We start from the raw sequence: 13,940 nt of genomic DNA, 5'->3' as shown, positions 1-13,940 counted from the left end.
AAGGAATATGTACAGCGATTTTCGTTTCATTACTTAAATAAAACCGCAGGCTGTTGAATAAATACCCGATGGGATTCATGTTGGCTATTTTAATCGCGCGAGCGCAGAGGACCTGCCGCATTTTAGGCGGCGTCTCCCGGGGCAGACGCCGCCCATTATCTTACTGCCGTTTATCTAACGCCTCGCTGACCTGGCGGGCATCTCTCAGCGGCGCCGGCGCCTCGCTGATCCAGACGGAAACCAGACGATAAGAGACCGCCAGCACGACGGGGCCGATAAACAGGCCGATCATGCCAAAGGCCAGCAGGCCGCCGATAACGCCGGAGAGCACCAGTAGCATCGGCAGATCGGCGCCCAGGCGGATCAGCGCCGGACGCAGCACGTTATCCATGGTGCCGACTACGCCGCTCCATACCAGCAGCACCGTTGCCCAGGTGTTATCACCGCTCCAGTACAGCCAGGCGACGGCCGGGATCAGCACCAGCAGCGGGCCCAGCTGGGCCAGGCAGCAGATAAACATCACCACCGTCAACAGGACGGCATAGTGGATGCCGCTGATCGCCAGCCCGATGCCCGCCAGCAGCGACTGGGCCAGCGCGGTGACGACGACGCCCAGCGCGACGGCGCGAATGGCCTGACCGCCCAGGATCACCGCCGCGTCGCCGCGGTCGGCGGCCAGGCGGATAGCGAAGCGGCGGATGCCAAAGGCGACCTCCTCGCCCCGGCTATACAGCAGGGCGCTGAACAACAGCATCAGAGAGCAGTGTAGGAAGAAGCCGCCGACATGGGCCGCCTGGGTAATAAACCAGGTGATCCCTTGGCCGATATAGGGCTGGATCTTGGTGACCAGAACCCCTTCGTTCATCAGCCCCTGCCAGCTGGCATACAGCTTGGCTCCGATCAGCGGCAGCGTCTGCAGCCACTCCAGCTGCGGCATCTGCCAGCTGCGGGCATTGGCTGCCCAGTCAAGGATCGGGCCTGCGTTGCCGATCAGGCTGGTAATCACCATGCCGATGGGCAGTACAAACAGCAGCAGAAGCAGCAGCGTCATCAGCACGACTGCGATCCAGCGCTTGCCCCACAGGTGATTTTGCAGCCAAATCAGCACCGGCCAGGTCGCAATCACCACCATGCTGGCCCAGGTAAAGCCCAGAATAAACGGCTGAACCACCCACAGACAGGAGATGATCAGCAGGGCAATAAACAGCGACCCAAAAATAATCCGGGCCAAATCATACTTCGGTAGTGGCTTATCCATAGTCTCCATCTCAATTGTGCGCGGCGGCGTGCGCGGCGCTTATGATGACTCAGGATAGTGGGAAAACCCAGCTCCTGCATGCAGATCTTTAGCGGCGTGCGCGCGGCGTAGAAAATTTCACCGCCTGCTGTTTTGTGATAGCGTGAGGAGTAACCGGTTGAATTCAGGCATGGCTACCGCACGGCGGGGCGCGGCCGCGCGACTGGGGCGTCGCATCGGCCAGTCGCGATACTCGGCGCGGCGTATGGCAGGGGGCGGGCCTGTGAGCCCGCGGAGCACACACTATGGACAGGATTTATGCGCATGATCCCTCGGCTTTCGCCATCGACGGGGTTTGACCCGGCGGTTACGGCGTTTATTCAGACCCTGAAGCAAAACGGTTTTAACGGCGAGTGCGATACGCGCTATGGGGCGCGTCTGACCATGGCGACGGACAACAGCATCTATCAGCTGCTGCCGGACGCCATTCTGTTTCCGCGCTCTACGGCGGACGTGGTGGCGATCGCCCGCCTGGCCCAGGAGGCGGCGTTCCGCCACCTGAGCCTCACGGCGCGCGGCGGGGGCACCGGTACCAATGGCCAGGCGCTAAACGGGGGCATCGTGGTGGATATGTCGCGCCATATGCAGCGCATTCTGGAGATAAATCTGCAGGAGGGGTGGGTGCGGGTCGAGGCGGGCGTCGTCAAGGATCAGCTGAATGCCCTGCTCAAACCCCACGGCTACTTCTTTGCGCCGGAGCTCTCCACCAGCAATCGCGCAACCCTGGGGGGGATGATCAATACGGACGCCTGCGGTCAGGGCTCTCGGGTGTACGGTAAAACCTCCGACTATATTCTGGGGCTGCGGAGCGTGCTACTGGGCGGCGATATTCTGGATACCGCGCCGCTGCCGATTCGGCTGGCCCAGACCCTGGCCCGCCAGGGCGATCGGATCGGCGAAATCTACCGCGGGGTGCTGGAGGTCTGCCTGGGGCAGCGCGAGGCCATCGTCGCCGCGTTTCCGCCGCTTAGCCGCTTCCTGACCGGCTACGATCTGCGCCACGTTCTCAGCGACGATCTGCAGCGCGTCGATCTGTCGCGGCTGCTGGCCGGCTCGGAGGGAACCCTGGCCTTGGTGACCGAGGCGCGTCTGCGCATCATTCCGCTGCCGCAGGTGCGCCGTCTGGTCAACGTGACGTATGACAGCTTCGATGCGGCGCTGCGCAACGCGCCGCTGATGCTGGAGGCCAACGCGCTGTCGGTCGAGACGATTGACTCTCAGGTGCTGGCGCTGGCGCGTCGCGACATCATCTGGCACGGCGTGCGCGATCTGATCGACGATCGCGCCGATCGTCCGCTGCAGGGGCTGAACATCGTCGAGTTTGCCGGTGATGATGCGCGCGCCATTGCCGCCCAGGTGACGGCGCTGTGTCAACGGCTGGAGGCGATGGCGGACGCGGGCGAAGGCGGCGTGATCGGCTACCGTCTGTGCAGCGATGAGGCCGATATCGAACGGATCTACGGCATGCGCAAGCGGGCGGTCGGCCTACTGGGTAACGCCCAGGGGGCGGCCAAACCGATCCCGTTTGTCGAGGATACCTGCGTGCCTCCGCCCTATCTGGCGGACTATATCGCCGAGTTTCGCACCATTCTGGATCAATATCAGCTGAGCTATGGCATGTTTGGCCACGTGGACGCCGGCGTGCTGCACGTGCGGCCGGCGCTGGACATGTGTGACCCGCGTCATGAGGCGTTGGTCAGCGAGATCTCCGATCGGGTGGTGGCGCTGACGGCCAAATATGGCGGCCTGCTGTGGGGGGAGCACGGCAAGGGGTTTCGCGCCCAGTACAGCCCGGCCTTCTTTGGCGCGGCGCTGTATCACGAGCTGCGCCGTATCAAGAGCCTGTTTGACGCGGATAACCGGATGAACCCCGGAAAGATCTGCCCGCCGCTGGGCTGCGATGCGCCGATGAAGCAGGTGGATGCGGTGAAGCGCGGCACCTTCGACAGGCAGATTCCGGCGGCGGTGCGCGGCGCGTTTCGCGGGGCGCTGGAGTGTAACGGTAACGGCCTGTGCTTTAACTTTGATCGGCGCAGCCCGATGTGCCCCTCGCTGAAGGTGAGCGGCGATCGTCTTCACTCGCCGAAAGGCCGGGCGGCGCTGATGCGCGAATGGCTGCGCCTGCTGGCGGAGCAGGGCGTCGATCCCCTGGCGCTGGAGCAGCGTCTGGGCACGCTGGCGTCGCTGCGCGCGCTGATCGCCAAAACGCGTCGCGGCTGGCGCGCCCGCGCGGGTGAGTATGACTTCTCGCATGAGGTCAAGGCGGCGATGGACGGCTGTCTCTCCTGTAAGGCCTGCTCCAGTCAATGCCCGATCAAGATCGATGTGCCGGCGTTTCGCGCCCGCTTTCTGCAGCTGTACCACACGCGCTATCTGCGCCCGCTGCGCGACCATCTGGTGGCCGGTGTGGAGCGCTATACGCCGTGGATGGCGAGGGCGCCGCGGGTCTTTAACTTTTTCCTGCGTCAGCCGCTGCTGGGACGCCTGAGCGAACGCTGTGTCGGAATGACCGATCTCCCGCAGCTCTCAGCGCCGACCCTGCGCCACGCGTTGGCCGGCCATCCGGCGCTGCTGGACTCTCTGGAGTCGCTGGAGGGGCTGGATGCCGCGGCGCGCGCGCGCAGGGTGCTTATCGTGCAGGACCCCTTTACCAGCTACTACGACGCGCGGGTCGTCGAGGCGCTGATCCGACTGTGCGATCGGTTGGGCCTGCGGGCCCAGCTGCTGCCCTTTGTTCCCAACGGCAAGGCGCAGCATATCAAGGGATTCCTGCGCCGTTTCGCCCGTACGGCGCGCAGCGGCGCCGAGTTTCTCAACCGGGTCGCCCGGCTGGGGATCCCGCTGGTGGGCGTCGATCCGGCAATGGTGTTATGCTATCGCGATGAATATAAAACTATTCTGGGTGAGCAGCGCGGCGAGTTTCAGGTACAGTTGATTCAGGAGTGGCTGGCGCAGGCGCTGCCGTCCGCCGAGCGGCTCGGGCCCGCGGTTGACGAGACATGGTATCTGTTCGGCCACTGTACCGAAACCTGTGCCGAGCCGGCCAGCGTGGCGCAGTGGCAGCAGGTATTTGCCCATCTGGGCGCCCGCCTACAGAATGTCAGCGTAGGCTGCTGCGGCATGGCGGGAACCTATGGCCATGAGGTGGCCAACCAGGCGGCGTCGCGCGGCATCTATGCGCTGTCGTGGCAGCCCGCGCTGGCTGCGCTGCCGCCGGCGCGCTGTCTGGCGACGGGCTACTCTTGCCGCAGTCAGGTACTACGCCAGCAGGGGGTGGCGCTGCGCCATCCGGTTCAGGCTTTACTGGAGATATGTGATGATTTGGAAACGCGCGATAACCCTGGAGCAGCTTAATCAGGTCGGGGAGGCGTGCATGGTCGGCCATCTGGGCATTGAGATCACCCGGATGGGGGAAGATACGCTGGAGGGCAGTATGCCGGTGGATCAGCGTACCCGCCAGCCCTTTGGCCTGCTGCACGGCGGCGCATCGGCGGTGCTGGCGGAAACGCTGGGTTCGCTGGCGGGCTACCTGTGCAGCGAGGGCAGTCAGCAGGTGGTGGGGCTGGAGATCAATGCCAACCATCTGCGCGCCGTGCGCAGCGGTACGGTGCACGGCGTATGCCGGGCGCTGCACCTAGGGCGCCGTCATCAGGTGTGGCAGATCGATATCCGCGACGATCGCGGTCATCTGTGCTGTACCTCGCGCCTGACCACCGCGCTGCTGGAGAAGCGCCAATGATGGGCGAGGATCTGCCGCTGGGGCAGGCGATATATGCTCTGCAGCTGGACGGTCAGGGCGGCTGTCGGGCGCTGACCGTCCAGGCGCAGGCCTCGCTGGCGCAGCCGGCCTGGCTACACCTGGACTACCGTGAGGCGCCGATCCGCAACTGGCTGGCGACCACGTCGCTGCTGCCGGATCCGCTGCGCCAAAGCCTGTCCGGGGAGAGCCTGCGCCCCCGGCTGACGCGCCAGGGGGAGGGGGTTATGATCACCCTGCGCAGTCTCCATCTCGATCCGGCGGCCGATACGCACCCGGATCCGTGGGTGGTGCTGCGCATGTATGTGACCGGCACGCTGATCCTCACCTCTGCGCATCGCGACAGCGCGGCGCTGGCGCCGGTGGTGGAGGATTTACAGGGGGGCAGCGGCGCCGTGAACAGCGCGGGGCTGCTGGTTGCGATCGCCGATGCGCTGGTGGATCAGCTCAGCGACGCCATCGACGCGCGCCATGACTGCATCATCGATATGGAGGATCGGCTGCTGGATCAGCAGTTTCCTCCCCGCGGCGAGCTGGCGATGCTGCGTAAGCAGCTGATCGTGATGCGTCGTTACCTGGCGCCGCAGCGCGATGTGCTGGCGCGATTGGCCTGCGAGCGGCTGGGCTGGCTGGGTGATGACGATCGGCGCCGGCTACAGGATATCGCCGATCGCCTCGGCCGCGGTCTGGAGGATTTGGATAGCTGTATCGCCCGTACCGCGCTGTTGGCGGATGAGATCGCATCGCAGGTGGCCGACGCGCTGAACCGCCGCACCTATACCATGTCACTGCTGGCGATGCTGTTTCTGCCTGCGACCTTTCTGACCGGCCTGTTCGGCGTCAACCTGGGGGGGATCCCCGGCAGCGAATCGCCGCTGGCGTTCGTGCTGTTTTGCCTATTGCTGCTGATTTTGGCATTTTGCGTTGTTATTGGGTTAAAACGCAGTAAATGGTTGTAACCTATCGCGCGGGCAATCTTTGTGGCGTGTCAAAGTTCACGCGGCGGGCGGGGAAAAGACCGAAGGAAATTGAGCAATATCAAACTTCACTCGAAGTAGGTAGGGCAAACTTCATTTCGCAGGTGAATGCAACGTCAAGCGATGGGCGTTGCGCTCCATATTGTCTTACTTCCTAATTTTGAATTATTGCATAGCACAATTTAATTCGTCATATGCCGGTGATTACCGGCATTTTTTTATTTCTGAACGCGGCGGGATGCCCAGATGTCCCGCCGGGAAGGTCACTTCACCTCGACGACGTCCAGGCGCATGCTGTCCGTTTGCGGCCGATCGTCGTCGTCGCTCAGGCCGACCGGCTGCAGCGGAATTGTCTGGCGATCGAAGGCCAGATCGCCGCCGTCGATGATCTCACCGCCCTGCTGCAGCCCCTTAAAGTCAAACAGGGTGCCGTCCGCCAGATGCGACGGCACCACGTTCTGCATGGCACTGAACATGGTTTCGATGCGCCCCGGATAGCGCTTGTCCCAGTCGCGCAGCATCTCTTTGATCACCTGGCGCTGCAGGTTCGGCTGGGAGCCGCACAGGTTACACGGAATGATCGGGAAAGCCTTGGCGGCGGCGAAGCGCTCAATGTCCTTTTCGCGGCAGTAGGCGAGCGGGCGGATCACGATATGCTGGCCGTCATCGCTCATCAGCTTGGGCGGCATCCCTTTGAGCTTGCCGCCGTAGAACATGTTGAGAAATAGGGTCTCCAGCATGTCGTCACGGTGGTGGCCCAGCGCGATCTTATTGCAGCGCAGCTCGTTGGCGGTGCGGTAGAGAATGCCGCGGCGCAGGCGTGAACACAGAGAGCAGGTGGTTTTACCCTCCGGAATTTTCTCTTTGACGATGCCGTAGGTGTTCTCTTCGACGATGCGGTATTCGATGCCCTGGGTCTCCAGGTAGGCCGGCAGGACGGTCTCCGGGAAGCCGGGCTGTTTCTGGTCGAGGTTGACCGCGACCAGGGTAAAGCTCACCGGTGCGCTCTGTTGCAGGTTGCGCAGGATCTCCAGCATGGTATAGCTGTCTTTGCCGCCGGACAGGCAAACCATCACCCGATCGCCCTCTTCAATCATATTGAAGTCGGCGATGGCTTCACCGACGCAGCGGCGCAGGCGCTTCTGCAGCTTGTTCAGGTTGTACTGTTCTTTTTTGCTGATCTCTTGATTCACTGACATCGTTTCTGTTACCCGGCATAGACAAAAGGGTTGCGGCGGCGCGTCGGGCGACGGCGCAATCATCGGGGGCTGTCATCGTGGACGGCGTGGCGTGTATGGTACGGATTACGGCGGCGAATGCCAGCAGGAATTATGCGGCGGCGGCGCCTCAGGGACGACAGACGTTGCATCGTCGCGGCCGTTGTTGTATTTTGTAATATTCAATACAAAACTGGGCGACGGGGAGGAGGAGACATGCAACGGATTCTGACGTGGGGACTGCTGATTATTTTTCTGGCCTCCGGCGTGGCGAAGCTGGCAGGGCTGGCGTTTGAGCAGGCGGCGTTTGCCCGCTGGGGATACCCGCTGTGGTTTATGTATGCGGTCGGCGCGGCCGAAACCCTGGGGGCGCTGGGGCTGCTGAGCCGCCTACGGCGCTGGGCGGCGGGAGGACTGCTGCTGCTGATGCTGGGCGCCCTGCAGACCCATCTGCGCTTTGGCGAGTGGGGAATGCTGCTGCTGGCCCTGATCCTGGCCGCCGGACTGCTGGTGCGCATCCGGCGCTGAGTCGCGATGAGGGACAGGGGGACGCGTTCGACGCGCGCCCCTCTGCGTGAAAAGGCGGTCGTGCCCGCCGATCAGGCGATATCCTGCACGCGGATATGCGGACGCTGTGCCTCAACGCCAAAGTAGCGCATCATGCCGGCAGCGGCGTGACGCCCTTCGGCGATGGCGGTGACCACCAGGTCGGCGCCGCGTACCGCATCCCCGCCGGCGAAGATCTGCGGATGGCTGGTCTGATAGGGGATCTCGCTGTCTACGCGGGCGATGATACGCCCGGCACGGTCAACTTTTACCCCCTGCGCTTCCAGCCATGGCATGGCGTGCGGGGTGAAGCCAAAGGCGATCACCACCGCATCGGCCGGCATGAGAAACTCGGAGCCGGGGATAGGCTTGGGACGGCGGCGCCCGGCGGCGTCCGGTTCGCCCAGCGCGGTGCGCAGCATGTGGATCCCGCAGACCTTGCCCTGCTCGTCGACGGCGATGGAGAGGGGCTGCACGTTAAACTCGAACTCGACGCCCTCTTCACGCGCGTTTTTCACCTCTTTCTTCGAACCGGGCATATTGGCCTCGTCGCGGCGATAGGCGCAGGTTACCCGGGTGGCGCCCTGACGGATGGAGGTGCGTACGCAGTCCATGGCGGTATCGCCGCCCCCCAGCACCACCACCTGCTTACCTTCCATGCTGATATAGGGCGCCTCATCGCTGTGCGGCAGCCCCATCACCTGTTTGGTATTGGCGATCAGGAACGGCAGGGCATCATAGACTCCCGGTGCCTGCTCGTTTTCTATCCCCGCCTGCATGGAGGTATAGGTGCCGGCGCCGACGAACACGGCGTCAAAGTCGGACAGCAGCTGCGCCAGGGTGACATCACGTCCCACCTCCGTGTTCAGGCGGAACTCGATGCCCATATCGCTGAAGATCTCCCGGCGTCGCGCCAGGATCGCTTTATCCAGCTTAAACGCCGGAATGCCGAAGGTGAGCAGGCCGCCGATTTCCGGATGGCGATCGAACACCACCGCCTGAATGCCGTTACGGGCGAGAATATCGGCGCAGCCCAGTCCGGCGGGGCCTGCGCCGATGATGGCGACACGGCGGTTGACCGGCTTGACATAGGAGAGGTCGGGGCGCCAGCCCAGGGCGAAAGCGCTGTCGCTGATGTAGCGTTCAATGTTGCCGATGGTCATGGCGCCGAACTCTTTCCCCAGCGTACAGGCGCCCTCGCACAGGCGATCCTGCGGGCAGACGCGGCCGGTCACCTCCGGCAGGCAGTTGGTTTGGTGGGAGAGTTCGACGGCCTCGAGGATCCGCCCCTCTTTGACTAGACGGATCCAGTGCGGAATATGGTTATGCAGCGGGCAGGTCCACTCGCAGACGCTGTGGGTGCCGCAGGCCAGGCATCGTTCGCTCTGCGCCTGCGCCTGTGGGCGGTCAAAGGTCGGGTAGATTTCGTCGAAGCGGGTCTTACGGATCGCCAGCGCGATCTTGACCGGATCCTGGCGCGGCGGGGTCTGACGCATCTGCGCCACCTTGCTACCGCCGCTGCCGCCGATCGCGGCGCCGCGGGCATCGGCCGCCGCGCTGCCGTTAAACATCCGTCCGGCCTGCTCGTTGAACACGGCGCGCAGCTGACGCTGCTGCCGCAGCTGGGTCAGGGAGACTTCGCTGATCAGCCGCAGGGCATTGCTGGGACAGGCGGCAACGCAGGAGGGGCCATCGGCCACCTCGTCGCACAGGTCGCACTTATGGGCGTTGGCGCGCACGCTGTCAGGATGGTTGCTGCGCGGATCGGACTGGGTAATGACCTCGATGGCGCCAAACGGGCAGGCGACGACGCAGGTTTTGCAGCCGATGCACTTCTCCTGCCTGACCTGGATGCTGTCGTTATATTTTTCAATGGCGCCATTGGGGCAGACGTTGGCACAGGGCGCATCTTCGCAGTGACGGCACAGCAGCGCGGTACGGCGATCGCCGCGGCGGATTACGTGGATGCGCGGCTGAAACTGCGCCGCCGTGAGAACATGCTCACCGTGGTTGTGGGCCATTACGCAGGCGACTTCACAGCTACGGCAACCGATGCAGTTGTTGGCATCGGCAATGACAAAACGATTCATAACGACCTCACCCAAAGACGAAAAGGAGACAACATGTTTGGGATATATGCACATCGCGTGCACAAATGACTGGAAAACCCTTATTAACGACAAGGAAACCTGACGGCTGCGCAATGTATCACAGTTTTTGTTATGAATTGATTAAAAAAGCGCTAAAAATGGGGAAATAATGAGTTGCATCAAAATAACAGGGCAAATTAATTAATCTGAATGTTTCTTTATTATGTATCACGATTATCACTGTGACACGGCGTGAGTTTTTCTATGCGCAAAGTGATAATCGATGTTGTAAATGTAATCGAAAAGTAAAGCGGCGCTGCCCGGTGAACAGCGCCGGTGGGTTACTCTGCGGCAGGGGGCGTTTTCCCCGCCAGCAGGCTGAGCAGGGCGAAACGCTGACGCAGGTTCTCCTCTGCCTCGCGGTATAGCGTCTGCGCCTCCTGCGGCGCCAGGCTGCTCAGCCGACGGAATCGCTGTTCGGCCAGCAGCGTTTGCGCCAGATCGCCGCTGGGCGGCCGGGAGTCCAGGGCCAGGGCGTTCTGCCCCTCGGCGCCGCGGCGCGGATCAAAGCGGTACAGCGGCCAGAATCCATTGGCCGTCAGGCGCTTCATCTGCTCATGGCTGTCGGCCAGATCGTAGCCGTGCTCCTCACAGGGGCTGTAGGCGATCACCAGCGAGGGGCCCGGGTAGGATTCGGCCTCCTGCAGCGCCTTGACGGTCTGGTTCAACTGGGCGCCCAGCGAGATTTGGGCGACGTAGACGTGGCCATACATCATCATGCTGACGCCGAGATCCTTACGCGCCTTGCGCTTGCCGTGCTCGCCAAACTTGGTGACCGCCGCCAGCGGCGTCGCCTTGGACTGCTGCCCGCCGGTATTGGAGTAGCACTGGGTATCCAGGACCAGAACGTTGACGTTTTCGCTCAGGCTCAGCACATGATCCAGCCCGCCGAAGCCGATATCGTAGGCCCAGCCGTCGCCGCCGATCAGCCAGATGGATTGCTCTACCAGGGCATCGGCCGTCTGCGCCAGCGCCTGAGCCTGCGGATCGGCGAGCGTCGCCAGGGCCGTGCGCAGCGTCGCTATCTGCTGACGGCGGGTCTCGGTGGGCGTCTCCGCCTGCTGCAGCGCCGCGACCAGCGCCGCCGGCAGCTGTCCGGCCAGCGCATGGAGCAGGCGCAGCGCCCGCTGACGGTGCTGCTGGGCGCTCAGGCGGAAGCCGAGGCCAAACTCGGCGTTATCCTCAAACAGCGAGTTGGCCCAGGCTGGCCCCCGTCCCTGCGCATCGGTGGTATAGGGGCTGGTGGGGAGGTTGCCGCCATAGATGGAGGAGCAGCCGGTGGCGTTCGCGATCAGCATACGATCGCCGAACAGCTGGGTCAGCAGCTTGATATAGGGGGTTTCACCGCAGCCGGAGCAGGCGCCGGAGTATTCAAACAGCGGCGAAATCAGCTGCGAGGTGCGAATGTCGATGCGCTCCAGGCGACGGCGGTCGATCTCCGGCAGGGCCAGAAACGCGTCGTAATGCGCCTTTTCCCGCGCCAGATGCGCCAGACGCGGCTGCATATTGATGGCCTTGACGCTGGGATCCTGACGATCCGCCGCCGGGCAGACCGTCACGCACAGGTTGCAGCCGGTGCAGTCTTCCGGCGCCACCTGCAGCACATAGCGCTCGCCGCGCAGATCGCGGGCGCGGACCTCCAGGCTCTCCAGCGTGGCCGGCGCGTGCTCCAGCGCCGCCGGCGCGACCACCTTGGCGCGGATCGCCGCGTGGGGGCAGGCGGCGACGCAGTGGTTACACTGGGTGCAGAGGGCGGGCTGCCAGATGGGAATGGCCTCGGCGATATTGCGCTTCTCCCAGCGGGTGGTGCCGATGGGCCAGGTGCCGTCTGGCGGGAAGGCGGAGACCGGCAGGTTGTCGCCCAGCCCGGCCAGCATGGTGGCGGTAACGGTTTTGACAAAGTCCGGCGCCTGGTCGGCGACGATCGGCGGCCGGCGAGGGCTTGTGGCGTCGACCGGACGCAGGGGAACGGCGTGCAGCGCGCCCTCGACCGCCCCCAGCGCCTGCCAGTTGCGCTCGACGATCTCCTGTCCTTTATTGGCATAGCTGCGGGCGATGGCATCCTGCAACAGCGGCAGGGCGCCGCCGTTGGGGATCAGGTCGCTGAGGTGCAGGAAGGCCATCTGCATGACGGTGTTGATGCGGGCGCCGAGCCGACACTCGCGGGCGATACGGGCGGCGTTGATGATGTAGAGCTTGGCCTGACGTGCGTTGAGCAGCGCCTGCACCTCCTGGGGCAGCCGCGCCCAGACCTCGTCTGCGGCATAGGGGGTATTTAGCAGGAAGATCCCCCCCGGGCGCAGGCGTTCGACCATCCGATAGCGTTCAATGAACTGCCACTGATGGCAGCCGATAAAGTCGGCCTGCTCCACCAGGTAGGCGGAGTGAATGGGCGTCTCCCGCACTCGCAGGTGTGAAACGGTCAGGCCGCCGGCCTTTTTGGAGTCATAGACAAAGTAGCCCTGGGCATGCAGCGGCGTGCTGTTACCGATAATCTTGATGTTGTTCTTCGCCGCCGAGACGGTGCCGTCGCTGCCCAGCCCGTAAAACAGCGCCTCCAGCCGGTTGCTCACCGGGTGGACATCCGTCCGGCGCGGCAGGGAGAGGTGGGTCACGTCGTCGTTGATGCCGACGGTAAAACGGGGCCGGGGCCGCGGGCTCTCCAGCGCCTCAAACACCGCCAGGGCGCAGTCGGGGCCAAACTCCTTGCTGGAAAGGCCGTAGCGCCCGCCGATGGTGAGCGGCAGCGCGGCGCGCTCGCCGCTGCTGACCGCCTGCGCTAGCGCGGCGATGACGTCCAGATACAGCGGCTCACCCAGCGCGCCCGGCTCTTTGGTACGGTCGAGCACCGCGATGCGCTGCGCCGAGAGGGGGAGCGCAGCGAGCAGATGGCGGGCGGAGAAGGGACGGTACAGCCGCACCTTCAGTACGCCCACCTTCTCCCCGCGCGCGCGCAGCATGTCGCACACCTCAGCGCAGGTGCCGCAGGCGGAGCCCATCGCTACGATGACCCGAGTGGCGTCAGGATCGCCATCGTATTCAAACGGCTGGTAGCGGCGTCCGCACTGGTTGGCGAAGGCCTGCATGGCGTCGGTCACGTGATCACAGGCGGCGTCGTACCACGGGTTGCTGGCCTCCCGGGCCTGAAAATAGGTGTCCGGGTTGGCAGAGGTCCCGCGGATCACCGGGTGCTCTGGAGTCAGCGCGTGGGCGCGGTGGGCGGCAATGGCCTGCGCCGGCAGCAGGTTCTGCAGCGTGTCGTCGGCCAGCGGCACGATTTTGTTGATTTCGTGCGAGGTGCGGAAACCGTCGAAGAAGTGGATAAACGGCAGACGGCTGTTGAGGGAGGCGATATGGGCTATCAGGGCGAAATCCTGAGCCTCCTGCACGCTGGCGGCGCACAGCATGGCGCAGCCGGTCTGGCGCACCGCCATGACGTCAGAGTGGTCGCCAAAAATGGAGAGCGCATGGGTGGCGACGGTGCGCGCGGCGACGTGCAGAACGAAGGGGGTTAATTCGCCGGCCAGCTTATACAGGGTGGGGATCATCAGCAGCAGCCCCTGGGATGAGGTAAAGCTGGTGGCCAGCGTCCCCGTCTGCAGCGCGCCGTGTACGGCGGCGATGGCGCCGCCTTCCGACTGCATCTCCACGACGCGTGGAATATCGCCCCAGACGTTGCGGCGTCCGTCGGCGGACCAGGCGGAGGCCTGTTCGGCCATGCCTGAGCTGGGGGTTATCGGATAGATGGCAATGACTTCGCTGGCCCGATAGGCCACGGACGCCACTGCGCTGTTACCGTCAATGGTGATCATGAAGGTTACCTTTGGCTTCACATTGCGATGTTGTTATTAACAGGATTCTAGCAAACGCGATTTCAGCGTCTTATCAGTTTTATGGCAAATGGTAGTCCCGGCAGGTGATGAATGAATGTGTCCACGGGTGGATTGCCGCCGGCATCGGCGCCGGATAGAATTGCGCCATATAGAGGTAATATTA

8 protein-coding genes are annotated in these 13,940 nt (G+C 63.7%); 4 read left to right on the top strand and 4 right to left on the bottom strand.

The window, feature by feature from the left end; translation table 11 throughout:
• Positions 1-160 precede the first annotated feature (160 nt).
• The gene (gene ydiK, locus ETEE_RS17250) at positions 161-1,258 is read right to left on the bottom strand and encodes an AI-2E family transporter YdiK (RefSeq protein ID WP_034163383.1); all 1,098 of its coding nucleotides are present in this window, start codon (positions 1,256-1,258) and stop codon (positions 161-163) included.
• 303 nt (positions 1,259-1,561) lie between these two features.
• Between ydiK and ydiJ the strand changes: the two genes are divergently transcribed.
• The 3 genes from ydiJ to zntB are packed head-to-tail and all read left to right on the top strand — an operon-like array spanning position 1,562 to position 6,013.
• Complete coding sequence (ydiJ, locus tag ETEE_RS17245; protein WP_034163384.1) at positions 1,562-4,651, top strand: D-2-hydroxyglutarate dehydrogenase YdiJ; 3,090 nt, start codon at positions 1,562-1,564, stop codon at positions 4,649-4,651.
• A complete protein-coding gene (locus ETEE_RS17240; RefSeq protein ID WP_034163385.1) occupies positions 4,614-5,036 on the top strand; it encodes a hotdog fold thioesterase in 423 nt (140 codons plus the stop codon). Before ydiJ ends, ETEE_RS17240 begins: the two co-directional genes overlap by 38 nt.
• Positions 5,033-6,013: a zinc transporter ZntB gene (gene zntB, locus ETEE_RS17235; RefSeq protein ID WP_034163386.1), complete on the top strand. Its 981-nt coding sequence runs from the start codon at positions 5,033-5,035 to the stop codon at positions 6,011-6,013. The genes ETEE_RS17240 and zntB overlap by 4 nt, the downstream gene beginning before the upstream one ends.
• A gap of 281 nt (positions 6,014-6,294) precedes the next feature.
• Here zntB and ttcA read toward each other — a convergent pair whose 3' ends face one another.
• A complete protein-coding gene (ttcA, locus tag ETEE_RS17230) occupies positions 6,295-7,230 on the bottom strand; it encodes a tRNA 2-thiocytidine(32) synthetase TtcA (protein ID WP_034163387.1) in 936 nt (311 codons plus the stop codon).
• 234 nt (positions 7,231-7,464) lie between these two features.
• Here ttcA and ETEE_RS17225 point away from each other — a divergent pair, with 234 nt between their 5' ends.
• Positions 7,465-7,776: a DoxX family protein gene (locus tag ETEE_RS17225; RefSeq protein WP_034163388.1), complete on the top strand. Its 312-nt coding sequence runs from the start codon at positions 7,465-7,467 to the stop codon at positions 7,774-7,776.
• A 71-nt stretch (positions 7,777-7,847) separates the two neighbouring features.
• Here the strand turns inward: ETEE_RS17225 and aegA are convergent, their stop codons facing one another.
• Together aegA and nifJ are read right to left on the bottom strand one after the other, a co-directional pair.
• Positions 7,848-9,884, bottom strand: a complete 2,037-nt coding sequence (gene aegA, locus ETEE_RS17220; RefSeq protein ID WP_034163389.1) for a formate-dependent uric acid utilization protein AegA — start codon at positions 9,882-9,884, stop codon at positions 7,848-7,850.
• 341 nt (positions 9,885-10,225) lie between these two features.
• Positions 10,226-13,756, bottom strand: coding sequence for a pyruvate:ferredoxin (flavodoxin) oxidoreductase (gene nifJ / locus ETEE_RS17215; RefSeq protein ID WP_034163390.1), 3,531 nt, complete (start codon positions 13,754-13,756; stop codon positions 10,226-10,228).
• Between the last annotated feature and the right edge of the window lie 184 nt (positions 13,757-13,940).

The sequence above is a fragment of the Edwardsiella anguillarum ET080813 genome (genome assembly GCF_000264765.2).
In the GTDB taxonomy this organism is placed as follows: domain Bacteria; phylum Pseudomonadota; class Gammaproteobacteria; order Enterobacterales; family Enterobacteriaceae; genus Edwardsiella; species Edwardsiella anguillarum.
The sequence above is the reverse complement of the archived record's forward strand: the minus strand, read 5'-3'. Positions and strand labels throughout refer to the sequence as shown.